Consider the following 26,969-nt stretch of genomic DNA (forward strand, 5'->3'; position numbering starts at 1 on the left):
ATTGTTAGTAAATACGTTTATCAAGGGACCAACTAGGGTCCTTGAGTTAAGGCTTCAATGATTAAAACTTTAGTTCGTCTAAAAAAGACTGACCATAATCCATTGCGTCTAAGGTAAATAAACTGGCTAAAGTTTGTCCCAAATCGGCAAAACTATTGCGCTGGCCTAAGTTTATCGAATCGATATGATTGTGATAAGCGATAACTGGCACGAATTCACGCGTATGATCATTGCCTGGCCAAGTAGGATCACAACCGTGATCAGCGGTTAATAGCAGTAAGTCATCATCAGCCATTTGATCTAAAAACTCCGCTAAACGCTCATCGAAATATTCTAACGCTTCGCCAAACCCGACAGGGTCACGTCGATGACCAAAGTCTTGATCAAAATTAACTAGATTGGTAAAAATAATACTCTTATCTGCTGCGGTTTTCATATGTGCGAGCGTTGCATCTAATAACGCAGGTAGTCCGGTTGCTTTGGTTTTGATACTAATACCCTGATGCGCAAAAATATCAGCAATTTTACCGACACTTATCACCGTACCATCGGCTTGCGTTAATTTTTCTAATACGGTGGTCGCTGGAGGTAATACTGAATAATCTCTGCGATTACCTGTTCGCTCAAAATCGGCAGGAATCTCACCAATAAAAGGGCGAGCGATCACACGTCCTATATTTAACGGATCGAGTATTACTCGCACTTGTTGACAATATTTATAAAGATTATCTAAGCCAAAGTGTTGTTCATGGGCGGCAACTTGGAAAACACTGTCGCCTGAGGTGTAACAAATAGGTAAACCTGTTTTTATATGTTGTTCGCCTAAATTAGCGATAATATCGGTACCAGAGGCATGGCAATTTCCTAACATATCAGCATAACCTGTGGCTTGGTTTATTTGTGCCATCAGTTCTGCTGAGAAGCTATTTTTCTTATCAGTAAAGTAAGTCCAATCAAATAACACCGGCACTCCTGCCATTTCCCAGTGGCCACTGGGGGTATCCTTACCGGTACTTATTTCAGCAGCGTAACCATAAGCGCCTTTAGTTGGCTTAACGGGCTCAACACAAAGTGTGCGACCTGACGCTTGTTGGCAAGCCTTAACTAAGCCCAGTTTACTTAAATGAGGAAGCTTTAAAGGGCGTCCTTTAATTTCTTGAAATTTTTCGGCTAAATTTGCAAAGGTGTTGGCATTAACATCACCAAAAGCTTCTGCATCAGGGGCATGACCTAAGCCAAAACCGTCAATGACCAAAATAATTGCTCTCGACATAATTGTTCTCATTTTATAAATTTATTTAAAAGAAGGGGATAAAAAGTTAAGGCGACTTTACAGTCGCCTTAATAATGAATTCATCTCAGTTGAGCATCAATAATTAGGTAATGAGTTGATGTATTACAGGTTCAACAATAACTGGCGCTACTGAAATCTCAACCGCATTTAAGTATTGTTTAATCGCTTGAGTTGCTTGAGCGTCATCTTTGGCATGAACAATAGCAATGATGTCGCCTTCAGCGACTTTCGTGCCTTTTGGTTTAATAGCACTAAAGCCGACACTGTAATCTAAGCTTTGATTATGGTCGACACGACCACCACCCATTTCTACTAATGCCATACCTATAGCACGAGTATCCATAATGCCAATGTAACCAGCTTTTGAGGCGACGATGTTTTTAGTCATATTAGCTTTAGGCAGTAAACTTTCACTGTGGGTTAATAAATCAGCTGGACCACCCATCGCGGTGATCATTTTGCCAAATATTTCAGCGGCTTTACCTGATGTTAATGCCTCTTCGGCTAACGTTGTCGCTTGTTCAATATCACTGGCTATTTTACTGGTTAATAACATTCGAGCAGCTAGGGCTATGGTGACTTCATGCAACCTTGGCTCACGATATTTTCCGGTCAAATAGTCAATAGTTTCTTGTATTTCAAGTGCATTACCCACTGTGGTACCTAGCGGCTGATTCATATCAGTGATTAATGCTTGTGTCGGTGTTCCTGCGCCATTGGCGACTGAGACAATTGAATGTGCTAATGCTTGAGCTGATTCAATATCGGCCATCATCGCACCATTGCCTACTTTTACATCCATGACTAATGACTCGAGGCCAGCCGCTAATTTTTTTGATAAAATGGAAGCGGTGATCAATGGGATGGATTCTACTGTGCTCGTTACGTCACGAATTGAATAAAGGCGTTTGTCGGCTGGTGCTAAATCTTTGGTTTGTGAAATAATTGCTGTGCCTTGCTCCTTAACTGTTGCTTGGAACTCTGCAAGGCTAGGGCGAACATTAAAACCAGGAATGGCCTCTAATTTATCAACCGTACCACCAGTATGACCTAAACCTTGTCCTGCAATCATTGGCACATTAGCCCCACATGCCGCAACTATTGGTGCTAGCATTAAGCTTACTTTATCACCAACACCACCCGTTGAATGTTTATCTACAATGGGTTTGTTTAATTTATTATGCCAATCAACAACCGTACCCGAATCACGCATAGCCATGGTTAGATTAACAACTTCATCAGTTGTCATGCCATTAAGCCAAATTGCCATAGCCATTGAGCCAACTTGTGCATCGGTGAAATCACCTGTTTTAAGACCATCAACAAAGCATTGAATTTCATCTACAGTTAAAGCTTGTTTATTACGTTTTTGACGAATGATATTTTGAGGTAAGTGCATAGTGATCCCTTTAGATAATAATTGAGTTGAAAAGCATTAGGTAACAATTATGTAAACGTCCATACTTTTAAATTTGTTAATTGGTTGCTAATAGCATAGCTATGTATTGCTTTTATTTAGTATTATAGTTGAGTCATAACTAGCTGTTAAATACATTTATTAGCCATATATTGTGTTTTCCTGACTCATGTGTCAAGATCTAATCGTGTTTTTCTGACCATTTGGTCAGATTATTATACTATCCCTGTTGTTTTACTAAAAGAGTATTGTCATGTCCCTGTTAGAAGCCTTTGGTTATGTCGCAAGTGTGCTAATCGCCTTATCGTTAATGATGTCTAATATCAAACGATTGCGTTGGATCAATTTATTTGGTGCTGCTGCCTTTAGTGTTTATGGGTACTTTATTGATGCCTACCCTGTTTTTATTTTAAACGGCTGGATTGCTTTGGTTGATGTCTACTATTTAATCCGTATTTATCAAGAGAAAGATCAATTTGATTTAATTAAACTAAAATCGGTGGAATCATCTTTTTTCAACTTGTTAAAGGAACGTTACGGTAAAGATATCATTGGCTTATGTAAAAACTTTCAGTGGCAGCAACTTGATGATGCCGTGGTATTGTTATTGTTTAGGAACATGAAACCCGTAGGATTATTTGCTTATCGGGAGTTAGATGAGGACGGTAAGGTTGAAGTGCTACTCGACTATATCATCCCCGAAGACCGAGATTTTAAAGCAGCAAAATTCATGTTCTCAGCTGAACAAAATCAACTAAGACAAGAAGGTATTAAACATTTAATCGTTGAACCATCAGATGATGCACATGAACTTTACTTGAGAAGGGTTGGCTTTACCAAAAAAGCTGATCATTACGAATTATTAATCAATTGAGTGTACTGAAGACTGCAAGCAGATAAACACCGGGTTTAAAAGGGGAAGCAATAAAATCCCGCCATCACCTTAAATGAAGTGGCGGGGTGTTCGCTATTAGCGCGTTAGTTCTTTTGTGAATTTTCTAAATCTTTAATCTGCACGGCTATTTTTTCAGCTTCAGCAGTGATCATCGAATATGATTTTATATCTCCATTTCTTTGCGAAAACATCGCTTGTTCAAGCTTAGCTTCATAGAGTTTATTTAATTTTTTTATCGGGTCTTTTTTAAATATTCCAAACATTATATTTACCATTAAGTTGGTTACTGTTAGTTATACGTATACAAATCGATTTTAGTTTATATTATTTACATTTTTAATTAAAAACTTATTGTATCGTGCTACGTGTTGCAAAAATTTATTCTAATTATAAGAGGAAAAAAATGGAAAAAAATAAATTCAGCTCAGAATGGTCCTTACTCCAGAATCAGTTTGACAGCTATGAGAAACATTCGCTTTATATAAAACTTATTGCCGTTATCGTTTTACTCTTAGCCATTATATCGAATGTAATCATGATTCCTATCTTTTTAATCTTAGTCGTTTTATGGCTTCAAGATGCTGTTTGGAAGACATTTCAATCACGTATTGAGACACGGCTTTTACAGTTAGAAAAATATATTTCAGCCGACAGTAGTGAAAATGTATGTCAATTTAACTCTGAATATCATAAAGTTAGCTTATCAGGTCTTGCCTTAATTAAAGAATATGCCTGTCAATCAATAAGACCTACTGTTGCATTTCCTCATGTAGTATTAATGTTCATCTTATTGGTTCAGCATGTGTTGTAGGGTTTAGCTTATATTGATAAATCATTTATGATTTTAGATAACTATTGTTTTATTCGCGCTAATATCGCGTTATTTTTTGGATAATTATTATGAACTTAGACAAATCGACTAAACGTATTGATAAAAGAGTTAAGAAAGGATTTCAAGGCTACCCACAAATTTCATTAGCTTATTTTGGTCAGTCAGCTGATTGTGCTACTGAAGTTGTGGTTGGTTTTATTGCCGCTGAAGGTGATGCTCCACAAGAGCAAAAATTTACCAGTAAAGGTGATGCGAGAAAAGATGAAACTATTCAAACAACACTATTAAAAGTTATTGAACGTGCTGATGCAAAAACAGTGGTAGAAGTTGCAGGTGTTACTCTTATTAAATAATATTGCTGGCTAATGACTGTCTGTTAATAGTTCAGTTAATATTGAGTTTAAAAATTAAAGATGACCATAATTTACAGCTTTTCTGATGACCATATAAAGCAAGTTCACCAACTTTATAAAAGTGTATGGTGGGGTAAAGAACGCTCACTCGAAGATACTCAAAATTGTATTCGTGGTTCTCAAATTTGTATTGGTATTCTCGATGAAGACAACGAGCTCATTGGTTTTACGCGAATTCTCAGCGACTTTATCTATAAAGCAATCATCTTTGATGTGATTGTAAGCACCTCTCATCGGGGTAATGGTATCGGTCAGCAATTGATGAGCCTAGTTAAAAACCATGATGAATTAGTCAAGGTAAAACATTTTGAATTATATTGCTTACCTGAACTGGAAAGCTTTTATAAAAATCTTGGCTTTTCAACGGATGTCGGTGGTATAAAATTAATGCGCTGCAGCAACCGTTAATTTTTGTATAAAAGCCTAGCCAAGCTTCAGCTGAACTTCGGGCAATGCTATTAAGCTATTATTTCTAAAAAGATCGACTTAGCCTGTTGATTTATTATTACAGATAGGATTTAATCCACATGTCGGTTATTAGAATAAATACTCAAATTGTATGTTTTTAATAATCAACCAGAAGAGGAGCAGTAGCTAGGTAGATAACACGAAGAACCACCATTCTTTTGACTGTTATTGAGGGAGACTATTGCCGAGAGTAATTAGCGAGTGGCGTTATTTATTCGGTTACTAGGGCTGAATCCCTAGGATTGTCACCTCTAGTTAGTATATTAAGTGCTAATTAGATTATGGTGGAGAGCTTCTGGCTGAAAAGTTTAGTTTATCTTACCAAGAACACTTCTTAATTCAGCCATGCTCTTCCTTGAAGTTTATAAAGTTACCCTATAATTATTACTGGGGGCTTAATTAGGGAGACCTTAAATGTCATTATTACCTTTTACTGTTGCAAAATTTGGCGGCACAAGTCTAGCTGACCATCAAGCAATGTTGCGATGCGCTCAGATCATTAAAAACGATGCAAGTAATAAAGTTGTTGTCGTATCTGCAAGTTCAGGCGTTACTAATTTACTGGTTCGTTTAAGTCAAAAAGATGTATCTCAGCATGAACAATTAGCAATCGTTAGCAGTATTCGCGCTATCCAATTTAATATTACCCAACATTTAGCTGAAGAAACACAGCTAAACTTTCAAATTGATCAACTGCTAAATGAGTTAAGCGAGTTTGCTAACGCGCAATCACTTAACTATTGCCCACGTATAGCCGATGCAATTTTGTCATTTGGTGAACAAATGAGTTCATGTATCTTCGCACAAGTCCTTAAATCTGTTGGTGTTAATGGCGAAGTGTTTGATGTTCGCCAAGTCATGAAAACCAACGCATTATACGGTAAAGCCGTTGTTAACCTTGAGTTGCTCGCTAATAATGCACAGCAACTTCTTACGCCTTTGCTGGTTGATAAAGTTATCGTTACCCAAGGCTTCATTGGTCAAGACGAAGACGGTCATACGACAACCCTAGGCCGTGGCGGTTCTGATTACAGTGCGGCACTTTTAGCCGAAGCGTTACATGCCGATAATCTTTCTATTTGGACTGATGTCGTCGGTATTTTTACCACAGACCCACGTATTACTGAGCATGCTCGTGCTATTAAAGAAATCAGTTTTGGTGAAGCGGCTGAAATGGCGACCTTTGGCGCAAAAATTCTTCATCCCGCAACACTTATTCCTGCGATGAGAAAGAATATTCCGGTTTTTGTTGGTTCAAGTAAGGAACCAGAGAAGGGCGGCACACGCATTCAACAGTTTGTTGAATCAAGCCCAATATATCGCTCAATAGCCTTACGTAGAGAGCAAACACTGGTAACGGTAAAGAGTCCAGCCATGCTACATGCTAGTGGTTTTCTTGCGCAAGTCTTTGGTATTTTAGCCAAACATGAACTAAGTGTTGATTTAATTACCACCAGTGAAATCAGTGTTGCGCTAACCTTTGATAATCCAACGGGTTCAACACAAGCGCTTTTAAACTCAACCGTTGTCGAAGAATTAGAGCAACTTTGTGAAGTGACCGTAGAGCACGGTTTATCGTTAATAGCGGTTATAGGAAATAAAATGCATCGCAGTAATGGCGTCGGTACCAGTATTTTTGAAACTATCTCAGGGATAAACGTACGGATGATTTGTCATGGCGCCAGTGAACATAACTTATGTTTCTTAGTCGATGAGAAACAAGCAAATGAGACCGTTGAAAAGCTACACAATGCCTTATTTTCATAAGCTTTAAGCATATTCTTTCTTTGGTCAGTAACGAAAAAAGATAAAACACCTTGTCGTGTTTTATCTTTTATTTATCACGACTCGTAACTTAACGGATCGGTAACATTATTATCACTGAAAGCTTCTAAACGCTCTTGGCAGGCACCACATTTTCCGCAGGCTTTTTCACGGCCGTTATAACACGTCCAAGTATTATCATAGCTTAAGCCCATTTTTAATCCATCGGTTAAAATATCACTTTTAGTAACCGTTAAATAAGGGCTAAATATTTCTACTGACTCGTAGTTAGCTATTTTACACACCTCATTCATTTTCATTACAAATTCGGGACGGCAATCAGGATATATTGCATGATCCCCTGAATGTGCGCCGTAATAAACTTGGCTAGCCCCCACTGAAACGGCATAACCGACCGCAAGTGATAACAAAATCATGTTACGGTTAGGAACAACCGTTGATTTCATACTTTCAGCTTCGTAATGACCTTCAGGAATATCAATATTATCAGTTAATGATGAACCAGCAAGTAATTGATTAATAGATGATATATCGATAATTTTATGGTTTACATCAAGTGATTGACAAACCGTACTGGCAAATTCAATTTCTTTGACATGACGCTGTCCGTAATCAAAAGTTAATGCGAACACTTCTTTGCCATCATGCAAGGCGCGATTAAGAACAGTGAATGAGTCCATGCCACCAGAATAAATAACAACAACTTTGTTTGTCATTTCTAAAGTCTCTTAGGGTATAATTAATATCGCGCATTTTACTTCAATTTACACCAGCAATAAACAGGCAAAAACCCCGATGACCGTAAAATACAAAATTAATGAATTATTTGAAACTATTCAAGGAGAGGGCGCTTTTACCGGTCAACCTTCAATTTTTATCCGTTTGCAAGGTTGCCCCGTTGCTTGCTCGTGGTGTGATACTAAGCATACTTGGGCAATAAATCTTGAAGATGAAGTAACACCGAATGCTATGTTAACAAAAGAAGCTGAATCTCAAACGTGGTCAGCGCTTACGGTTAAAGATATTTTAGCGATGATAACGGCAGAAGATTATCAAGCCAAACACATCGTTATCACTGGCGGTGAGCCAGCGATGGTTGATTTACTCCCTCTGTGCCAAGCACTTGAAACCAATGGTTTTAGTTGTCAATTAGAAACATCGGGTACTTTTGAAATACAGGTGACGGATAAGTGCTGGGTGACTGTTTCACCCAAAGTAAACATGAAGGGTGGCTACAAAATATTAAACTCAGCGATGTTACGTGCCAATGAAATTAAACATCCAGTGGCGACTGAGCAACATATAGACGACTTAAAAGCGTTATTAGCCGAACATAATATTGTTAACACTCAAGTTTATTTGCAACCGATCAGCCAAAAAGAACGGGCAACAGCGTTAGCAATAAAAAGCTGTATTGAAAATAATTGGCGTTTATCTGTTCAAGTACATAAATATTTAGGTATAGAGTAAATAATTACTTTACCTGCAATGGCAAGGTAATCGACACCGTGACACCTTGCGGATTATGATGATTACTTGCCACGATATGCCCCTGATGAAATTCACAAATCAAGCGGGCAATATATAAGCCTAAGCCCAAATGAGGGGTCTTATCTTCTTTCATTTGCGGTGTTTCACGCATTGAAACCATAGAATCAAAAAGTCGCTCTTCCATCGTGTCGGGTAATAACGTGCCATTATTGCTAACGTGAATGGTGATGTCTTTGTTTTTCAACGCTGTCGTTATGAAAAGTTTATTATCATCACTAAACTCTACGGCATTAGTGACAACCTTATCTAATAATTGCGCTATATGCTCAGGCGATCCCGCCAACATTACTTTTTTATCTGAGGCCAAATACTCAATAGTAAAGTTAGGGTATATCTGCTGATATCCTTGTACACAACCATTGAGCACATCAAAGAGATTAAAACTGACCTTGTCAGTTTGATTGAGCATTTGTTCAAGACGAGTCGCTTCACTCATATTGGTTAATATATTGTTTAAGCGATTAATACCACTTTGGGCACGGTCAATGTAAGCGGTACTTTTATCAGGCAAGGCTTGTAAAGACAAATTTTCTAAGGACGTTCTAACAATCGCTATTGGGGTGCGGAGTTCATGAGAGAGTCGTGACGACATATTTTCTAAATAATGATTGTACTGGCTCAAACGATTTACCGCCGTTGAAAAACTGCGAGAGAGATCGCCAATTTCATCATTCGCTGTTGATACTTGCATACTCTCAGCTATCTCGTTATTGATTCGACCGTGTTCATCAATAGCAATTTCTGCCTGATTACGCAGTTGGCGAATGCGATTTGAGATACGTGACGCAAAAAAGAAAAAAGCGAAAGCACCCAATAACATAATCGCTAAAATTGACGTAAACAATTTCTCTAAGGCTTTATTTCGTACACTGAGAATGCCATTGGTTGTTTCTTCAACAATTACCGCACCGTTGACCTTATCGCTGATATAAATAGGGTATGCAGCTGATATGATTACCGCTTTTTTATCTGTGGTTAATCGCCATTGAGATTTTGGCATACCCGCAAGTGCGGCTTCAATATGTTCACCCGTTAGGTTTTGCGTGTCATAAAGACGGTCAATAAAATCATCTTGAGGTTTGTTGAGCAAATGTTGAAATAACGGTTGTAAGTATTTTTGTGTCCAAGCATACCAAGAGCCATCGTTATCAGAGTTATTGATGTTTTTTTGCCATAAGCCACTGGCTTTTTTTATGTCGCCACTTTTTGCTAGCACGCGATGATGTTGATCAACCACCCAAATACGTGACTGCGTGTAACTCATGCCCTTTACTATGCGTTCAATTTCAGGTGACGGCACCAAAATGGTGCCTAAGGTTGCTGCACTACTTGGATCTGCACTGCCTATTATTGTTGTGGCTGCACTCAATGGCGCATCGACATCATGAATGGCAAAGGCTAAGCGGTCACTGATTTTAGTTAAAGGGATGCGCAGTTCAATATTATAACCTTGCTCGGTATCGCGCCATTGGCCCTGAATGAAGCTAACAGGCTTTGGAAATTGAAGCCGTTCATTACTTTCAAGATCATTAATACGATAGGCAGCAAGCCACCCCTGATTTTTATTACTGACGATAAAACGTTGGAAATTGCCATTAATATCGTTGAATGATAATTCCAGATGATCATTTTTGTTGATGGCTCGAGCATTTTCATCACGATAAATAACCGTATCGTCGATCACCTGAATAAAAAAGTATAAGTATTTATCATATTTTCCAACAGCGGCACTGAAATGATTAGTGAGCTTATCAACGCTTAATTGCTGACCAAGCTGGTTATTAACCCCATAATAGTGGGCTTTTTCTTGAAAACTTGGCCAGTCGTTGGGTAAACCGTCGAGATTTATCGCTTGGGATAACTGATAACCGTAAAGGTCTTTACCTTTTTCAACATCGGGTAAAAAACTGGCTTGGTTATTAAAAAGGTTAGGGCGTTCATGCAACGAAGTCGCGAGGGCTCTTGCTGTTCCTATGATTGTTTGTTCTTGACCAAAGCGTAAATACTTTTCCATTTCCCATACGTATTGATAACCAAACCAGGGAATGGCAAAGAGAAAACTAGACAGGAGTAAAAGCTTAGTTCGTAAGCCAAAACGAAAATTGAGCTTATTTTTCATCTTTGTTCCAACGATAGCCCATACCATAAACTGTTTCTATGCAGTTAAAGTCTTTATCTATTTGGTTAAATTTTTTACGAATGCGTTTTACATGGGAAGTAATGGTACTGTCATCGACATAGATGTTGGAGTCTTTCATCAGTTGTTGACGGTTCTTAACATGTCCGGGGTTTTTAGCTAAGGCAAAGACCATCCAAAATTCGGTGATCGTTAAATCAACACTTTGTTGCTGCCAAACAATGCTCATTCGTTGATTGTCGATAGTTAGCGGCCCTAATGTGAGTAAACTACTTTCAGCGGTTGGCTGTTTTAGTGCTTCTTGGCGACGAAAGAGGGCTGCAATGCGCGCTGATAAATGTGGCAGGCTAATATCTTTAGTTAAATAATCGTCAGCACCAATACGCAATCCTGACACCGTATCAACATCATTATCACGCGCAGTTAAAAAAATAATAGGCAAGGTCGTTGATATATTCCTAAGCCATTGGCATAGGGTAAAACCGCCGTCATATTCTTGTTCTAAACCAATATCTAATATCACAAGGTGGGGCAAACTTATTGCAAAGGCCTTACAGGCACTTTCTCTATTAGCAAAGGTCTGCACTTGATAACCTTGAACGCGCAGCACATCCGCATAGTTTTCTCTTATAGCGGCTTCATCTTCGACTATGGCAATTCGTTTTAACACTCTATACGACTCTATTAGTTAACTTATTTTAAGGCACTATATAAGAGTTTTTTTATAAATGCGCGCAATTGTTGTAATTGCCACATTGTTGCCACATTTGCTCATTACTTTGCCTTTTTTGTGTCGTTTCAAAGCCTATTTTTCTTGTTTTAATTACCTCGTCAACAAAAAACACCTTAATCATTTAGGAATTAACATGAAAAAAATTAACAGTAAATTAAACCCAGCGAAACTTTTCTTAATCACAGCGCTTATTGCTGCACCGACATTAAGTCATTCCGCATACGCCTTTGAAAAGTCAAACTTAACAGCAAGCGATTCGGTTGAACTGAGTGACAGAGATAAAGAAAGTATTGGCTTAGGTAGCGGCATGATCATTGGCGCGATATTTGGTGGTCCTATTGGCGCTATTTTAGTGGGAGCGACCGGTACACTTATTGCGAAAACACAAAACGATAAAGAAAATTTGAGTGAACTACAGGCGTCATTGAAAAAGCAAGAGCATGATTATTTGCAGGCTGCAAACGAGTTCCGCCGCAATTTACAACGCTCTGAACAAAATCATCAATTAGAACTATCGGTTTTAGAACAAAACTTTGATAAAAAACACCAAAATGCCAGTCAACTACAAGCTGAAAATTTACTGATGAGTTTACAATTTTCAACCGGCTCTAGTGACTTACAGCCGCACTATAAAAGTCAAATCGTTGCTTTGGCAGAAATGTTACAACAATCGCCAAAACTCTTTATCGATTTATCGGGTTATACCGATAAACAAGGTAATAAAAAATTAAACCAAGCGCTGTCTATTGCTCGTGTTAACACCGTTAAAAATGCCTTAATTGACCAAGGCGTTAAAGCAGAACGCATTAAACTGTTTGCTTTTGGTGAGCAAGCGCCGGTAGTGGCTAACACTCAACAAGAAGTCAGTTTTTATGACCGACGTGTGGTAATAAAGCTGCACAGTAACACCGAGCAAGTGGCTAATAATTATTAAGTGTTGGTATGAGTGAAGGTAAAGGTGTGTTCAATCATTTATTTAAATAAGATAAGGAGGTGAAACAGCAAATAGTGAAATAGTTTACTAATTAAAGAATAAATAAATTAAAAACCAAGGACACTCCCATAGCGCCTTGGTTTTTCTTTATCTGTACAAAAAATACTAAACCTTCAGCTACCTGACCTGATAAATTGCAAAGCTTAACGGGGGAACGGTTAATGTTCCATCGACAAACTCATCACTTTTAAAGGCTGGGTATATTTTTTCGCCATTTTTGAGGGTAAAGCCTAACGCGACAGACTTTTCTGTTTTTGCTGTATTAAAGACAATAATGATTTCTTCTTCGTCTTTTAATGTACGAGATACCGCAAAAACCCCCGGCTTATTATCAGCATTTATGAATTTTTGTTCGCCAAACCTAAGTGCTGGGTATTGATAATAGATATCCGCATACTCAGCAAATGTCTTATAAAACAGATGATTTTCATCAAAGTTGTCATCAGCGGTCGTTTTAATATTTGCGAGTAAATCATCATCGTTGTAGCTGTCTACCAAAGAAGGCATCATGTCTTGGCGAGAGTCTTTATCTCCGCCATCACCAACAAAACCTTGCTCGTCGCCATAATAGACAATTGGCACGCCACGCAGAAAGTAAACCATCGCATGGGCTAGCAAGGTGCGTTGAATAATTTCTGCTTCGCTATAGTTGAAATCACTACTTTTCAACATGCCAGAAAAACGTCCCATGTCATGGTTACCGGTAAAGTTAAGCAACTGATTGGCATTACTGTCACTGTCATTATAGTAAGCATCATTCTCGAACACCTCAACGAGTTTATGTGTTCCTTGCTGTTTAATAAGGGTATCTTGTAAAGCAAACTGTAAGGAAAAATCAAGTACAGACTGCATTTTACCTATTGTGGTATAAGCACTTAATTCTTTAACATCGCCACTATATACTTCACCAAACATAAAAAATTCTGGAATACCTATCGCTTTTGCGTGGTCAACAAGCGCAGGGGCAAATTCTGCCCAAAACTCTATATTGACGTGCTTTACGGTATCAATTCTAAAACCATCAGGTTTAAATTCACTGATGACATTTTTGAATATTTCGGTCATGCCTGTAACCACTTCAGGTGAATTAGTATCAATATCATCTAAGCCACTAAAGTCGCCATATATTGAGTCTTCTCCTTCATAGGTTGTATCTCCTTGGTTGTGATAATATTTTTTATCATTTAACCAAGCGGGTGATTTAAGGTTTTCTTGGCCTTTTGGGATAACGGCTTGATAAGTATCACCGGCTGCCACTTGAGCAAGTGTTTTATATAAACAGCCATCATCTTCTTTCATCAAATACTGTAAGCCATCTTCGCCGTGACATTCAACATACTTAATAACATCAGCGGTGTGGTTAGTAATAATGTCAAAAAATACTTTTATATTTTCTTTATGTGCAGCGTTAATGAAACGTTTTAAATCTTCATTACTACCCAAATGCGGGTCAATTTCATTAAAGTCCAAGATCCAGTAACCATGATAACCCGAAGAATCACCTTGCATGGCTTGATTACGCATAATAGGTGTTAACCAAATAGCGCTAATACCCATACCTTTCAAATAAGGCAGTTTAGCTTGCAAACCTTGAATGTCACCACCGTGATACATGCCTTTGTCGGCTTTATCAAAACCACCAGCAGATATTATGTCGGTCTTAGACCCTTGGTCATTATCAGTGTTGCCGTTATAAAAACGGTCTGGCATAACAAAGTAAAAAACCTCATCTTGTATATTTCTATTTAAATAAGGAGCTAAATCGTCAGCATTTTTAAGTGGTAAGGCTTTTACCTCACTTAAGCTGGCTGATTTTTCTGTGTTAATTGGCTTAGTTTCATTACAAGCGCTAATAAATAAGCTACTTAAGATAAGTAGCGCAATCTTTGATCTTTTCAATGTGAATGTACTATTTGTTATTATCATTATATTCTCATTCATTATGGTGTTCATTAAAATCGACATTATGCACAATATTAGCTTTTTGGCCTGGCTTTTTGCATCGCTTGTGCAAGCGATTTAACAGAATCTTTTTGCCAAAATTCAGTCATAGTTACTGGTAATTTTTGACGCCAGTTAGGGTGTTCATCGATAGTACCGGGAATGTTAACTTGTTCAACAATCTCTAAGGTATCTTCTAATGGAATAAGTTGGATATGGCTGTGTGCTTTCGCCATATACTTCTGTACGGCAATTGATAATTCAGTATTGATTATCGCCGGACTTTGTTGCGGCGCTTTTGTCACATCGATAACGTCTAAGTCTGCTAAGGCTGCAACTAATAAGCTACGGTCTTGTATTCGAGCCTCGCGCTCTTGTTGGCCCATTTCGTCTGATGGATATAGATTCAATATTTGTCGCCAATGTAAATCACGTCCAGTCCACCAACCGGTAAGGGTAGGTAAGTCATGTGTTGACACGGTTACCATAGATTGGGCTGGGTACAACTCCGGGCGTTTAAATAACCCCGACTCCCAACGCTCAAAAAATAGCACCTTGTATGATAGTAAACCAGCGGCTGCCATTATTTCACTAAAGCCATCGGGCACCGTCCCTAAGTCTTCGCCGATAACCACACAGTCATTACGACGAGATTCAAGGGCAATAATGCGCAATATATCTTCAAATGGAAAAGTAATATAAACACCTTGATCGGCTTTCATGCCTGGCGCTACCCAATATTGACGCATTAAACCTAAAATATGATCAATACGTAAAGCACCAGCATATTGCATATTACTGCGCAGTGCCTTTATTAACGGTAAATAGCCTTGTTGCTGCAGTGCTACGGGGTTAATCGGCGTTAACCCCCAATCTTGCCCTAAGGTATTCATCGCATCGGGCGGAGCACCAACCGCTGCGCCAGACACATAAACATCTTTATCAGACCAAACATCAACGCCCGAGCCGTCACAACCAACCGCAAGGTCTAGATATAAACCAATCGGCATGCCAGCTTGTTCTGTTAATGCGGCAACATCAGTTAACTGGCGATGAGCTAGCCATTGCAAAAAGGCAAAGTAATCAAGACGTTTAGCATGCTGTTGTTGAAAAGCAGCGACTTGTGCTGAATGTGGTGATTGAAACTCACTCGGCCACATTTTCCAACCATAAGCATTAAAATCAATTTTTCTAAAATGCTCATATAAGGCGTCAAAGGTGGTTAACAGTAATAAATCATCGCCTTGCTCGGCTTTAAAGTCGCTGAACTCTTGGTAGGTCGCGCTTACATTCTGGTCATTATTCGCTTGAATGAAGTCTTCAAAGAGCAATTCAATAATTTCAAATTTAACATCAGCAACGCCAGGGTAATCGATAAGTTCAGTGTTACGGACGAAGTTAACTTTTTCTTGAAATTCATCACTGTTAAAGCGAAGTTGAGCGGCCTTGCAGCTGGAAAAGTTAGGTACCTGAGTAACATCAATATATAAACTATTGAGAAAACAACGGCTGGTCGGGGAATACGGGCTGCGATGTGCGGGATTATTTTGATACAAGGGATGCAACGGATTTAAACCTATGGCGGCAGCGCCTTGCTCGGCAGACTTTTTAACCAGTGTTTTTAAATCACCAAAATCGCCCATTCCCCAATTACTTTCACTTTTGAGTGAATATAACTGCGCAGCATATCCCCACATTTTTTCTGGTGAGGCTTCCTGTGGGCTATAACAAGTTTTAGGTGCAAAAATCAAATGACAACTTGCTGTTTGTTGGCCATAACTCAGCTTAAGCTTATGATAACCTTGTGATAACAAAGGGAGTGTTAAGGCAAGCTTTCGATATTCTTTATCGGCAAGCTGATTTTTTTCTTGGAAAATTAACTCGCTAACCAATACTTCACCCGTTAAGATTTCGCTTTGCTCAGTAGTTATCTGCCAAGTAACTTTTAAACTTTCATCTACCGGTAGGCTAATAATAATAGTGTGACTGTGTTCTTCAAGCTTAGCAATATGGACGCCAGGCAACATTTTACGCCAGCTATCTTCTTGTAAGGCTGTAATACTGTTATTGATAGTATGGTTATTAGACAGGTCATAACCCATAGCACAAAGTAGGCTATGCCTAGCACTTTCGTTTGCCGGAACTTGGTGCCCATAACTATCAGTGTAACTTCTGTGAAAGCCAACTAGGTCGGCAAGTTTTTCTATCAAATTCATAAGTTTAATACTCTATTCTTTTTGAGTGGCTAAAGGAATACTTTTGCCAATGCTTGTGGTGATTTTGTTATCTACGATTCAACTACTTAACGCAGAACCGTATTGCTATTTGTCTTTTGGGCTATGTAAATACCGCAATACCACACAGCTATGTTCAGCAATAGTAATAGCGGGGTGTCTAATGTTTTTTGGCGATTTTTTGTCAGCGTAACTGTATTCTTGATTATCAACAGCGGTATCAATGAGCACTTGCCAGTAACCGTTAAGTACTGGCAATAAGAAGTTGATACTGCGCTGATGAGCATTAAAAATAATCAGTAGGGCATCGTCTTGCTGATGTTCAGGAGTAGATGAGCGTTCGGTATTGGCTAACATCATTGCAAAGCACTTGATGGATTGATCATGCCAATTGTCTTTAGTCATCGCTTTACCGTGACAATTTAACCAACTGATATCAGCTAAACCGGTATGTTCACTTACTTTTACACCGTGTTGATAATGTGTTCTGTTTAATAGCGGATGTGCTTTTCGCAGTGCAATTAATTTTTTAACAAAATCTGATTCTTGCTGTGCTTGTGGGCTTTGCCAATCTAGCCACGATATTTCATTATCTTGGCAGTAAGCATTATTGTTACCGCGCTGGCTATTATTGAGTTCATCGCCACTGAGTAACATCGGCGTGCCTTGAGCAATAAAGAGGGTGGTCAGTAAATTGCGTTTTTGCTGGCGGCGTAAAAGACTAATTCTACAATTGTCGGTTGGCCCTTCAGTCCCTAAATTATTACTAAAGTTACTGTTATGGCCGTCATGGTTTTGTTCGCCGTTCGCCTTGTTTTGCTTGTTATTGAAGCTCACTAAATCGGTTAAGGTAAAACCATCATGTGAAGTAATAAAATTAACACTGGCACTAGGTCGACGACTGGGCTGTTCAAAAATGTCACTTGAGCCGTGCAAACGTTTAGCAAACTCTGCAACTAAGCCTTGTTCACCTCGCCAGAAGCGTCGACAAGAGTCACGAAAACGATCGTTTAGCTCTAACCAGCTATTGGGAAAACGGCCTAGTTGATAGCCGCCATGACCGACATCCCAAGGTTCGGCAATAAGTTTAACTCTTGATAAGATAGGATCTTGTCTTATACTGGTAAAAAAGTGATTGTTGGCTTTAAAATCAGGTGCATCGCGCCCTAGTACTGGCGCTAAGTCGAAACGAAAACCGTCAACGCCCATGATTTCTACCCAGTAGCGCAAACTGTCAGTGATCAGTTGAATAACACGAGGGTGCTGCACATTAATGGTATTGCCGCACCCTGAAAAATTCTCATAATAGCGTTTGTCAGCTGGGTGTAAACGATAATAACTAGCATTGTCTATGCCTTTAAAGCTCAGCGTTTGACCAAGTTCATCACCTTCTGCCGTATGGTTATAAACCACATCAAGAATAACTTCGATACCTGCTTCATGGTAAGTTTCAACCATAGAACGAAACTCGCCAACCTCACCTGAGTGGCAGTAAGCGGCGTGCGGAACAAAAAATGAAATGGTGTTATAGCCCCAGTAATTAGTTAACCCTTTGTCTTGGACAAAGTCCTCATTAATAAACTGTTGCACGGGTAGCAGTTCAATACTGGTTACCCCTAAAGACTTTAAATACTGGCAAACCTTTTTATTAGCAAGACCCGCGAATGTTCCGCGTAGCTCAATGGGTACATCGGGATTTTGTTGGGTAAAGCCTTTAACATGTAATTCATAAAGAATGGTGTCACGGCGACGAACTTGTGGATGCGTTTGACTAAACAGTAATGGTGAAACAACCACACACTTTGGCATAGTCGCCGAATTATCCCGATTATCAACGGTTAAATCTTTTTGGGTGCTTTTTAGATCATAACTAAAATTAAGGTCGCTGCGGATAAAGCTACCGTGCAATTTTTTAGCATAGGGGTCTAACAATAATTTATTAGCATTAAAACGATGGCCATTATGAGGTTCAAAAGGACCATGTACGCGGTAGCCATATAAACAACCTTCTGCGATCCCTTCAACGAAACCATGCCAAACATCATCGGTAAACTCAGGTAATTCAATGCGCTGTAGTTCATATTTACCGTCACCTGAAAATAGACAAAGCTCTACTTTTGTTGCATGTGCAGAAAATAGGGCAAAGTTACAGCCCAGACCACTTTTAGCCAGTGAAGCACCCATCGGATACGAACGCCCCGAAGTTACTTTGTATGCAGTGTTAATTGCGCAAGTTGTCATTATTTACCCTCAAGTGGTAAACGTACATCTTTGAGGATAAACATCGCTGTCGCTAACGGGGGTACAGTAATGTCTATATAGTGTTGCTGACCTTGCCAGGCCAATTCTACACTCGGTAAAATACCTAGGTTCAAGGTGTTACTGCCGCCATAAATTTCAGCGTCCGAGTTAAGTAATTCGACGTACTCTCCCGATTTTGGTACCCCTAATTTAACGTTATGATGGGTTTGTGAGGTAAAGTTACATACCACGACAACCGCATTCTCTTGGGCGTCATTGCCAAAACGAATAAAGCTGTAAATTGATTGTTCGCTGTTTTGATGATCTAACCAACTAAAACCCTCGCTTTGGCAATCTTTTTCATAGAGCGCTGGCGTGTTGCAATAAACCTTATTTAACGCTTTGATCAGTCGCTGTACGCCACTGTGCCAGTGAACGTCAAGTTGATGCCAATCAAGTTCGTGGTCATGATCCCATTCTTTACCTTGGGCAAATTCACAGCCCATAAATAGTAGCTTTTTACCGGGATGTGCCCACATAAAACTGTAATAAGCGCGTATATTGGCAAACTGTTGCCAAGCATCATCGCCAGGCATCTTTTGTAAAATAGAGCCTTTACCATGAACAACTTCGTCATGACTAAGTGGCAGAATAAAGTTTTCATCAAAGGCATAAACTAGGCTAAAGCTAAGTTCGTTATGGTGATGGCAACGATGCACAGATTCACGCTGCATGTATTGTAAACTGTCGTTCATCCAGCCCATATTCCATTTATAACCAAAGCCTAAACCGCCATCATGGGTCGCGCGAGAAACACCCGGCCATGACGTAGACTCTTCGGCAACAGAAAATGTACCAGGGTATTGTTGATAGAGTTCTTCGTTAAAGCGTTTTAAAAAGTCGACAGCGGCTAAGTTTTCTCTGCCTCCGTGGATGTTAGGGATCCATTCATTTTCTTTGCGGCTGTAGTCGAGATAAAGCATCGAGGCAACTGCGTCAACGCGAATGCCATCAACATGGTATTTATCTAACCAATGCAGGGCACTTGCTCGCAAAAAATTGGCAACCTCAACACGCTCGTAATTATAAATAAGGGTATTCCAGTCGGGGTGATATCCCTGTCTGGGGTCTTCATGCTCAAAAAGATGAGTACCATCGAAGGTCGCTAAACCGTGATCATCACTTGGAAAATGTCCCGGTACCCAATCAATCAATAAGCCTAAATTGGCTTGATGACAGGCATCAACAAAATACTGAAAGTCAGCTTCATTACCAAACCGAGCTGTTGGTGCAAATAAGCCAACCGGTTGATATCCCCATGAACCATCGAATGGAAATTCACTGACCGGCATTAGCTGAATATGGGTAAAACCCATTGATAAAGTGTAAGGAATAAGCTGGTCAGCTATCTGACGGTAATTTAAAAATTCGTTATTTTTATCTCGGCGCCAAGAGCCTAAATGGACTTCGTAAATTGAAATTGCAGCGTTTCTACTGTTACGTTTTTCACGTTTGGCTAACCAATCTTGGTCTTGCCAAAGGTAATTGTCTTTTGCACTGATAATTGACGCTGTGTCAGGTCGATATTGGGCTTGGTTGCCATAAGGGTCGGCTTTAAATGGTAACGTGTTACCGTTTTTGTCTTTAATCGCATACTTATATTGTTGCCCAACTGACGCTTGTGGGATAAATATATTCCAATAGCCACTAGCGACATCGCCCAAGGTGATATTTTGCATGGCATGGCTACGTTCGTCCCAGTGATTAAAGTCACCAAGCAAAGAAACATGACTGGCATTAGGTGCCCAAACAGCAAACGAAACACCTTGAATATTTTGGCCATTAAGGGTTTTATTTTGCAGGTGAGCGCCTAATTTCTCGTATGGTTTTTGATGATTACCTTGTTGTAGCAGGTAAATATCAAGCTCCCCTAAGGTAGCTGAAAACTGATAAGGGTCGTCAATTAACCATGATGCGTTTGCAGAAGTCAGCTTGAGTTTATAAGTGAATAATTTTTTACGACGTAGCTTAAGTGAGTAAAGTCCACTGTGATGAACTTTCACCAACTTACCTAATGATTTTATCTGTTCATTCTTATTAAGTTGCGTTGATTTTTTATTAGGGGCTAAGGCCATTATCTCAACAGCGTCAATATCGTTAAGGTGAGGAAAGTAGCAAGTGATCCGTAAATAACGAGTGTTTTGGTCAGCATTTAACCCTAAAACCTCGTAAGGTGTCTTATGGCAAGCGCTGACTAAAGCTTTGATGTCATTTACAGATAAACTCATATATTTTCCTCAGTTTTCTTAATAATTAATGCTTAAGCGCTCGGTGTTAAAAACCAAATGTTTTTCACATAGTCTTCAATCGAGCGATCAGAATTAAATTTACCCATCAACGCCGTATTTAAAATGGCCATTTTTGCCCAACGTTTTTTGTCTTGATAAGCGACACCTAAGGCTTGTTGAGCGTCACTGTAGCTTTCAAAATCAGCCAGCACTTTGTACGGATCGCCACCTTCAAGGAAACTTTGTTTAATCGAAGATAATTCTCCCATATGGCCTGGCGTAAAGTAGTCCGTGTCTAACCAGTCTAAACAGGCTTTGATTTCATTATTCGTTTCATAAAAGTGATAAGGGTTGTAGCCGTTGTTATCTAGGGCTTTAACTTCATCAACGGTTAAGCCAAAGATGAAAATATTGTCGTCGCCAACTTCTTCAGCTATTTCAATGTTTGCGCCATCTAAAGTTCCAATGGTTACGGCACCGTTGAGGGCGAGCTTCATATTGCCAGTACCAGAGGCTTCTTTACCCGCTGTTGATATTTGCTCTGAAACATCGGCTGCCGGAATGATTTTTTCGGCTAAACTGACCCGATAGTTAGGTAAAAACACCACTTTTAATTTGTCTTGAATGCGGGTGTCATTATTGATTTTTTCTGCAATTTTATTGGTTGCATAGATAATTTCTTTAGCTAGCTGATAACCCGGCGCTGCTTTTGCACCAAAGATAAATACGCGTGGTTGCATAGGTAAGTCAGGATCAGCCAATAAACGGCGGTATAGCGCTAAGATATGCAATAAATTAAGGTGCTGGCGTTTGTATTCGTGAAGTCGTTTAATTTGGACATCAAAAATGGCCTCTGGGCTGACATCTATACCGGTTAAGGTTTTAATTTCAGTGGTTAATGCCACTTTGTTTTGATGTTTAATTGCCATGAATTTCTTTTGGAAACTGGCATTATCAGCAAGGGTTGATAATGAAGATAAGCTGTTTAAGTTTTTAGCCCAGTCATCGTCAACATGCTTTGACAGTAATTCAGACAGTAATGGGTTACATGATTTCAACCAACGTCTTGGGGTAATACCATTAGTTACATTGGTTAATTTCTCTGGCCAAAGTTGGTTGAATTCTGGGAATAGATCTTTTTTTACTAAGTCTGAATGGATTTGAGCAACACCGTTAACTTTATGTGAAGTAATGACACATAAATGTGCCATACGGACTTTACGTTGTTCACCTTCTTCAATAATTGAAAGGCGAGCGCGCATTGCCTCGTTGTTTGGCCACATCGCATTAACTTCATCATTCAAAAATGCTTCGTTGATACGATATAAAATAGTTAAATGGCGTGGTAGTACACGTTCAAATAATGAAACAGACCATTTTTCTAACGCTTCAGGTAACAGGGTATGGTTAGTATAAGAAAATACTTTACCGGCTAATTGCCAGGCGTTTTGCCATGAGAAGTCATACTCATCAAGCAATACGCGCATTAACTCTAAAATGGCAATAGTAGGGTGGGTATCGTTGAGTTGGATCGCTACTTTTTCAGCAAAGTTTGTACTACTTCCTTGGGTAAGTGGACCAAATTGCAGTTGATAACGACTAATAATGTCTTTAATTGAACAAGCACAGAAAAAGTACTGTTGAATAAAGCGTAATTCATTACCCGCATCGTGTTCGTCATTAGGATAAAGAACTTTAGATACTGTTTCAGCATTGACTTGATCGTGGTGCGCTTGTAGATAGTCACCCTGATTAAGGGTATCCCAGTGAAAGGCAGAGTCTGCGCGACATTCCCATAAGCGTAAAGCATTTACGGTTGACGAGTTATAGCCAACGATAGGAATATCCCAAGGAACTCCTTTGAGCATTTTTCCTGCACGCCAAACCGATGTTAAACTACCGTCGGCTTGTGCTTGTTGTTCAACATAACCATAAACGGGAATAAGCTGGGTAGATTCAGGACGGCAAATTTCCCAAGGACTACCAAATTCACGCCACATATCAGGCTGTTCTATTTGGTGTCCGTTTTTAAAACTTTGTTTGAATAAACCATGTTGGTAATGAATGCCGTAACCCATAGCGTTGTAATCAAGTGTCGCTAATGAATCAAGAAAACATGCGGCTAAACGGCCTAATCCACCATTACCTAGAGCTAAATCAGCCCCTTCTTCACATAAATCGGCTAAATCAAAACCAAGTGATTTAAGGGCCTTTTCGGTATTTTTATATAAATCTAAATTATGTAAGTTGTTAGAAAGTAGTCGTCCCATCAAATATTCAAGTGACAGGTAGTTAATACTTTTAGTCGCTGACTTTGCTTGTTGAACCTTACTTGCTTGCAGTTTATCAATAATAATTTCATTAAGCGCCATTGATGTCGCTTGCCAATAAGCCTGCTTGTTTTGTGGTGTGTTTTTGTAGGCGTCTTCACAAATAACGCGATCACCTAAGGTACTGTTCAAATGGTGCTGAATGCGTTTTTTTAAGTCTGTGGCGGTAATATCAGCTGTGCTACTTTTTATTTTTTTATTTATCATAATAAATTTTTATCTTCAAAAACCGTCTTGTTTGTTGCTGACGTTTTGATTTATTTCCTGTTTATTTAAAATTTGTGGCGTTTATATAGGACTTTATTCATCCTTATTTTTTATTTGCATCAGTTGTACGAATTCTTTCCACAATAAATAACGTGATGATTAAATTATGCCGATGTTAGAAATTAGAGCAATAAACTACATACGTATGCATGATGGATTTATGCACTATTTGCCATGCATACGTATGCATTTTTGATGATTATTGGTGCTTGATGAAAAGTTAAGGGTAATGACTTACTCGCGACCATTAAAATTTAATGAAAGTCGTCGTTTATCAGCTGAGTAATTTTTTGCTTTACTCTTAATAAGGTATACAAGGCTAGGGGGCTAAGTTAGTATCTAAGTAGTATATTTATTAATAAGTTATTGGTTAATTTAATGGTTAAAGCTAAAAATACTTCGTTTGATATTGCTTATCGTGCGGGCGTTTCTCAGTCAACAGTCTCAAGAGCACTACGTAATAGTCCGTTAGTAAATGAAGAAACACGACTACGTGTTCAAGCCATTGCCAAAGAACTTAATTACAAAGTAGATAAAAACGCCAGCAGTTTACGTACTCAACGTAGTGGCACCATTGCCTTACTATTGTTTGAAGACCCAACCAACGATGACTCATTAATCAATCCTTTTTTTATGTCAATGTTAGGCAGCATTACCCGAGCTTGTGGTAATAAGGGCTATGATTTATTAGTCTCTTTTCAGCAAATGAGCCACGATTGGCATGCTGACTTTGAAGATACCCGTAAAGCTGACGGGATAATATTGTTGGGTTATGGTGACTACACCGATTACGAAGAAAAGCTTGTTCAGTTAATAGAGCAAGAAACCCATTTTGTTCGTTGGGGGGCTGAAGTAAAAGACCTCAATGTTGTTTCTGTTGGTTGCGATAACTTCCAAGGTGGTTATCAACTCACCGAACATGTCATTAATAATAACCGAAAAAAATTTGCTTTTTTAGGCGGTATTTCAACGGGCTCTCCTGAATTTTTAGATCGTTATTTAGGTCATTGTAAAGCGCAAACTGATCACGACTTAGTCGTTAATAGCCAACTTCAATTTGACGCGATCTCTACCGAAGAATCTGGCCATAACGCTGCATTAAATCTTATCAAGGGTGGTGAAAGTTTTGATGCTATTATGGCGGCCAGTGATTTAATTGCCGTGGGCGCGATGCGCGCTTTGCAAGAACACAATATGCGCGTACCTGAAGATATAGCCGTGTTTGGTTTTGATGATATTCCGGTTGCTAGTTTTACCTTTCCGACCTTAACTACGGCTAAACAAGATACGATGTTAGCAGGGGAGTTATTAGTAGAGAAGCTTTTAGCACTAGTGAATGGCGAAGAAGCAAAAACAGAGTTGATGGCAACCACACTTGTGGTTCGTCAATCTTGTGGCAGTGGCAATTGATCTTTTATAGCGTTTCTGTAGGTTAGTTTTTCACTAAAAAATTTTAGGGACAGACCTAACCTACAAACAAAAGCGAGTAGAGGTTACTCGCTTTTTTCTTTGACAAAATAAACGGAAACAGCGCCAAGTACCATAGAGACACCCGCTAAGATAATAATATTTATTGCCTGGTTTTCAAAAACTGAATTTAATATCCAGCCAGCAAAAATTCCTGAGACAATTTGTGGCGCGGCAATGGTAAAGTTAAAAATCCCCATGTATACACCGGTTTTGTTGGCAGGTAATGCACCAGCAAGTATTGTGTAGGGCATTGCTAAAATAGCCGCCCAAGCAATACCTACACCTATCATAGGAATAAATAAAGTAACCGCGCCTTGTGGCACCGTGATTTCGGTGATCAATAAATTGACTAAAGTTGGTTCAGGGTTATTGATAAACATAAAGCTTAAATAACCTAAGCCACCGGCGAGTAAGGAAAACGAGTAAACCGCTTTTCGGCCAAAGGTATTGGCAAGCTTGGCCAGCACAACTGAGAAAAACGCCGCAAACAAAGAATATGCTGCAAACAAAATGCCTACCCAGTCACCTGCTGCGCCTTTTGCTGCTGCGATATCATTAGGAATACCACCAACAGAGCTGATATAGGTTGGGTCAAACCATTTTACGTCTATGCCCCAAACCTGTTGAGCAATGGCCGGCATGGTATAAACCCACATTATAAATAGAGAAAACCAAGAGAAAAACTGTACGAGTGCTAAACGTTTCATCACCTCGGGCATAGTTTTCATTAAGCCAACAAAGTCAGTTAGTTTTTCAATTAACGACTTTTCAATGGCTTGTTCTTTGGCAACCTGTTCAGCATCCATTCCTTTGAACTCATAATATTCTTTAGGTGAATATTCTTTAGTTTTAAAAACCGTCCATAACACCGAGCCTAATAAAACCGTGGCGCCAATATAAAATGCCCAAACAACAGATGGAGCAATACTACCTTGCTGTGAGGTATTCTCTAAACCAACAACATTTGTAAGAACAAATGGCAGTATAGAGCCGATAACGGCACCAATATTAATCAAAAAGGCTTGGATAGCATAACCCTTGTTCATTTGATTATCGGGCACCATATCAGACACTAGCGCTCTAAAAGGTTGGAAAGCGATATTAAAAGATGCGTCCATAACCGCTAACATCATCGCACCAAAAATCATTGGCGTGATAACAGAGACAAATAACGGCGCGTTTGGCATTAATAACATACCGACAGTTGCGCATATGGCACCGATTAATATATAGGGGTTACGGCGACCAAACTTATTCCATGTTCTATCTGACGCTGCGCCGACGAGAGGTTGGATAAGTAAACCCATAATAGGAGCGAGCAACCAAAATAAAGATAAAGAGTGCAGATCAGCACCCAAGTCTGAAAGTATTCGACTGACATTAGCGTTTTGTAAAGCAAAGCCAAATTGAACGCCCAAAAAGCCGAAGCTAACATTCCATATTTGCCAAAAACTGAGTTGAGGTTTGTTTTTCATTTATTATTTTTCTTATGAGAGTAACACACGATGAAGTTATATAATCACAACCAAAAAACTGACACAACAAATTACATACGTATTCAGCATGATATAAACAGGTAATATTATTATTTAAACGCAGCGAAAGTTTTTATGTAAATCGTCAATAATGGTAAATTATCGCTAAATAGCTGTTTTTTTCGCACACTTGCTGATTTATCG

Annotated in this window: 20 protein-coding genes and 1 riboswitch; of the genes, 8 read left to right on the top strand and 12 right to left on the bottom strand. The window is 39.2% G+C overall.

Annotated features, from left to right (window positions below; translation table 11 throughout):
• Positions 1 to 61: 61 nt before the first annotated feature.
• Positions 62 to 1,273 (bottom strand): phosphopentomutase, encoded by a 1,212-nt coding sequence (locus A3Q34_RS19295; protein WP_070376821.1) that lies wholly within the window; start codon positions 1,271 to 1,273, stop codon positions 62 to 64.
• Between the two features lie 103 nt (positions 1,274 to 1,376).
• Positions 1,377 to 2,693: a thymidine phosphorylase gene (gene deoA / locus A3Q34_RS19300; RefSeq protein WP_070376822.1), complete on the bottom strand. Its 1,317-nt coding sequence runs from the start codon at positions 2,691 to 2,693 to the stop codon at positions 1,377 to 1,379.
• A 271-nt stretch (positions 2,694 to 2,964) separates the two neighbouring features.
• Here deoA and A3Q34_RS19305 point away from each other — a divergent pair, with 271 nt between their 5' ends.
• Positions 2,965 to 3,585 carry a hypothetical protein gene (locus A3Q34_RS19305; protein WP_070376823.1) on the top strand — a complete coding sequence of 207 codons (621 nt, stop codon included), beginning with the start codon at positions 2,965 to 2,967 and terminating at the stop codon, positions 3,583 to 3,585.
• 104 nt (positions 3,586 to 3,689) lie between these two features.
• Here the strand turns inward: A3Q34_RS19305 and A3Q34_RS19310 are convergent, their stop codons facing one another.
• Positions 3,690 to 3,869: a DUF6435 family protein gene (locus A3Q34_RS19310; RefSeq protein WP_070376824.1), complete on the bottom strand. Its 180-nt coding sequence runs from the start codon at positions 3,867 to 3,869 to the stop codon at positions 3,690 to 3,692.
• A 140-nt stretch (positions 3,870 to 4,009) separates the two neighbouring features.
• Between A3Q34_RS19310 and A3Q34_RS19315 the strand changes: the two genes are divergently transcribed.
• The 4 genes from A3Q34_RS19315 (at position 4,010) to lysC (ending at position 7,086) form a co-directional block, all read left to right on the top strand.
• Positions 4,010 to 4,417: a hypothetical protein gene (locus tag A3Q34_RS19315; protein ID WP_070376825.1), complete on the top strand. Its 408-nt coding sequence runs from the start codon at positions 4,010 to 4,012 to the stop codon at positions 4,415 to 4,417.
• Between the two features lie 89 nt (positions 4,418 to 4,506).
• Positions 4,507 to 4,791 (top strand): hypothetical protein, encoded by a 285-nt coding sequence (locus A3Q34_RS19320; RefSeq protein ID WP_070376826.1) that lies wholly within the window; start codon positions 4,507 to 4,509, stop codon positions 4,789 to 4,791.
• 60 nt (positions 4,792 to 4,851) lie between these two features.
• Positions 4,852 to 5,259 carry a GNAT family N-acetyltransferase gene (locus A3Q34_RS19325; protein ID WP_070376827.1) on the top strand — a complete coding sequence of 136 codons (408 nt, stop codon included), beginning with the start codon at positions 4,852 to 4,854 and terminating at the stop codon, positions 5,257 to 5,259.
• 164 nt (positions 5,260 to 5,423) lie between these two features.
• A riboswitch (Lysine riboswitch) is annotated at positions 5,424 to 5,622 on the top strand.
• Positions 5,623 to 5,733: 111 nt separating this feature from the next.
• Positions 5,734 to 7,086, top strand: a complete 1,353-nt coding sequence (lysC, locus tag A3Q34_RS19330; RefSeq protein ID WP_070376828.1) for a lysine-sensitive aspartokinase 3 — start codon at positions 5,734 to 5,736, stop codon at positions 7,084 to 7,086.
• 74 nt (positions 7,087 to 7,160) lie between these two features.
• Here the strand turns inward: lysC and queC are convergent, their stop codons facing one another.
• Positions 7,161 to 7,820: a 7-cyano-7-deazaguanine synthase QueC gene (gene queC / locus A3Q34_RS19335; RefSeq protein ID WP_070376829.1), complete on the bottom strand. Its 660-nt coding sequence runs from the start codon at positions 7,818 to 7,820 to the stop codon at positions 7,161 to 7,163.
• A 79-nt stretch (positions 7,821 to 7,899) separates the two neighbouring features.
• Between queC and queE the strand changes: the two genes are divergently transcribed.
• Positions 7,900 to 8,574, top strand: coding sequence for a 7-carboxy-7-deazaguanine synthase QueE (gene queE / locus A3Q34_RS19340; RefSeq protein WP_070376830.1), 675 nt, complete (start codon positions 7,900 to 7,902; stop codon positions 8,572 to 8,574).
• A 4-nt stretch (positions 8,575 to 8,578) separates the two neighbouring features.
• Here queE and pdsS read toward each other — a convergent pair whose 3' ends face one another.
• The gene (gene pdsS, locus A3Q34_RS19345; protein WP_070376831.1) at positions 8,579 to 10,774 is read right to left on the bottom strand and encodes a proteobacterial dedicated sortase system histidine kinase; all 2,196 of its coding nucleotides are present in this window, start codon (positions 10,772 to 10,774) and stop codon (positions 8,579 to 8,581) included.
• A complete protein-coding gene (pdsR, locus tag A3Q34_RS19350; RefSeq protein ID WP_070376832.1) occupies positions 10,764 to 11,462 on the bottom strand; it encodes a proteobacterial dedicated sortase system response regulator in 699 nt (232 codons plus the stop codon). Before pdsR ends, pdsS begins: the two co-directional genes overlap by 11 nt.
• A 196-nt stretch (positions 11,463 to 11,658) precedes the next feature.
• On the opposite strand from pdsR, the gene pdsO reads away from it, so the two are divergent.
• Positions 11,659 to 12,459 carry a sortase-associated OmpA-like protein PdsO gene (gene pdsO, locus A3Q34_RS19355; protein WP_070376833.1) on the top strand — a complete coding sequence of 267 codons (801 nt, stop codon included), beginning with the start codon at positions 11,659 to 11,661 and terminating at the stop codon, positions 12,457 to 12,459.
• A 177-nt stretch (positions 12,460 to 12,636) separates the two neighbouring features.
• On the opposite strand, the gene A3Q34_RS19360 is transcribed toward pdsO, so the two are convergent.
• From A3Q34_RS19360 to A3Q34_RS19380, 5 genes are all read right to left on the bottom strand, one after another.
• The gene (locus A3Q34_RS19360; protein ID WP_070376834.1) at positions 12,637 to 14,445 is read right to left on the bottom strand and encodes an alpha-amylase family glycosyl hydrolase; all 1,809 of its coding nucleotides are present in this window, start codon (positions 14,443 to 14,445) and stop codon (positions 12,637 to 12,639) included.
• Between the two features lie 50 nt (positions 14,446 to 14,495).
• Positions 14,496 to 16,676, bottom strand: coding sequence for a 4-alpha-glucanotransferase (malQ, locus tag A3Q34_RS19365; RefSeq protein ID WP_070376835.1), 2,181 nt, complete (start codon positions 16,674 to 16,676; stop codon positions 14,496 to 14,498).
• A gap of 105 nt (positions 16,677 to 16,781) precedes the next feature.
• Positions 16,782 to 18,935: a glycogen debranching protein GlgX gene (glgX, locus tag A3Q34_RS19370; RefSeq protein WP_070376836.1), complete on the bottom strand. Its 2,154-nt coding sequence runs from the start codon at positions 18,933 to 18,935 to the stop codon at positions 16,782 to 16,784.
• Complete coding sequence (gene glgB / locus A3Q34_RS19375; RefSeq protein ID WP_070376837.1) at positions 18,935 to 21,223, bottom strand: 1,4-alpha-glucan branching protein GlgB; 2,289 nt, start codon at positions 21,221 to 21,223, stop codon at positions 18,935 to 18,937. Before glgB ends, glgX begins: the two co-directional genes overlap by 1 nt.
• A 32-nt stretch (positions 21,224 to 21,255) precedes the next feature.
• Positions 21,256 to 23,760, bottom strand: coding sequence for a glycogen/starch/alpha-glucan phosphorylase (locus A3Q34_RS19380; protein ID WP_070376838.1), 2,505 nt, complete (start codon positions 23,758 to 23,760; stop codon positions 21,256 to 21,258).
• A 438-nt stretch (positions 23,761 to 24,198) separates the two neighbouring features.
• Between A3Q34_RS19380 and A3Q34_RS19385 the strand changes: the two genes are divergently transcribed.
• Entirely contained in the window at positions 24,199 to 25,230 is a 1,032-nt protein-coding gene (locus A3Q34_RS19385; RefSeq protein ID WP_070376839.1) for a LacI family DNA-binding transcriptional regulator, read from the top strand.
• An 83-nt stretch (positions 25,231 to 25,313) separates the two neighbouring features.
• Here A3Q34_RS19385 and A3Q34_RS19390 read toward each other — a convergent pair whose 3' ends face one another.
• Complete coding sequence (locus A3Q34_RS19390; RefSeq protein WP_070376840.1) at positions 25,314 to 26,765, bottom strand: MFS transporter; 1,452 nt, start codon at positions 26,763 to 26,765, stop codon at positions 25,314 to 25,316.
• Positions 26,766 to 26,969: the final 204 nt, after the last annotated feature.

Source organism: Colwellia sp. PAMC 20917, from assembly GCF_001767295.1.
GTDB lineage: Bacteria > Pseudomonadota > Gammaproteobacteria > Enterobacterales > Alteromonadaceae > Colwellia_A.

Coding starts and splice junctions, on each gene's coding strand:
- A3Q34_RS19295 (WP_070376821.1), bottom strand. CDS start 1,273: ATGTCGAGAGCAATTATTTTGGTCATTGACGGTTTTGGCTTAGGTCAT.
- queC (WP_070376829.1), bottom strand. CDS start 7,820: ATGACAAACAAAGTTGTTGTTATTTATTCTGGTGGCATGGACTCATTC.
- A3Q34_RS19305 (WP_070376823.1), top strand. CDS start 2,965: ATGTCCCTGTTAGAAGCCTTTGGTTATGTCGCAAGTGTGCTAATCGCC.
- A3Q34_RS19320 (WP_070376826.1), top strand. CDS start 4,507: ATGAACTTAGACAAATCGACTAAACGTATTGATAAAAGAGTTAAGAAA.
- deoA (WP_070376822.1), bottom strand. CDS start 2,693: ATGCACTTACCTCAAAATATCATTCGTCAAAAACGTAATAAACAAGCT.
- queE (WP_070376830.1), top strand. CDS start 7,900: ATGACCGTAAAATACAAAATTAATGAATTATTTGAAACTATTCAAGGA.
- glgX (WP_070376836.1), bottom strand. CDS start 18,935: ATGACAACTTGCGCAATTAACACTGCATACAAAGTAACTTCGGGGCGT.
- A3Q34_RS19390 (WP_070376840.1), bottom strand. CDS start 26,765: ATGAAAAACAAACCTCAACTCAGTTTTTGGCAAATATGGAATGTTAGC.
- A3Q34_RS19310 (WP_070376824.1), bottom strand. CDS start 3,869: ATGTTTGGAATATTTAAAAAAGACCCGATAAAAAAATTAAATAAACTC.
- A3Q34_RS19315 (WP_070376825.1), top strand. CDS start 4,010: ATGGAAAAAAATAAATTCAGCTCAGAATGGTCCTTACTCCAGAATCAG.
- A3Q34_RS19360 (WP_070376834.1), bottom strand. CDS start 14,445: ATGATAATAACAAATAGTACATTCACATTGAAAAGATCAAAGATTGCG.
- malQ (WP_070376835.1), bottom strand. CDS start 16,676: ATGAATTTGATAGAAAAACTTGCCGACCTAGTTGGCTTTCACAGAAGT.
- A3Q34_RS19385 (WP_070376839.1), top strand. CDS start 24,199: ATGGTTAAAGCTAAAAATACTTCGTTTGATATTGCTTATCGTGCGGGC.
- A3Q34_RS19380 (WP_070376838.1), bottom strand. CDS start 23,760: ATGATAAATAAAAAAATAAAAAGTAGCACAGCTGATATTACCGCCACA.
- A3Q34_RS19325 (WP_070376827.1), top strand. CDS start 4,852: ATGACCATAATTTACAGCTTTTCTGATGACCATATAAAGCAAGTTCAC.
- pdsO (WP_070376833.1), top strand. CDS start 11,659: ATGAAAAAAATTAACAGTAAATTAAACCCAGCGAAACTTTTCTTAATC.
- glgB (WP_070376837.1), bottom strand. CDS start 21,223: ATGAGTTTATCTGTAAATGACATCAAAGCTTTAGTCAGCGCTTGCCAT.
- pdsS (WP_070376831.1), bottom strand. CDS start 10,774: ATGAAAAATAAGCTCAATTTTCGTTTTGGCTTACGAACTAAGCTTTTA.
- lysC (WP_070376828.1), top strand. CDS start 5,734: ATGTCATTATTACCTTTTACTGTTGCAAAATTTGGCGGCACAAGTCTA.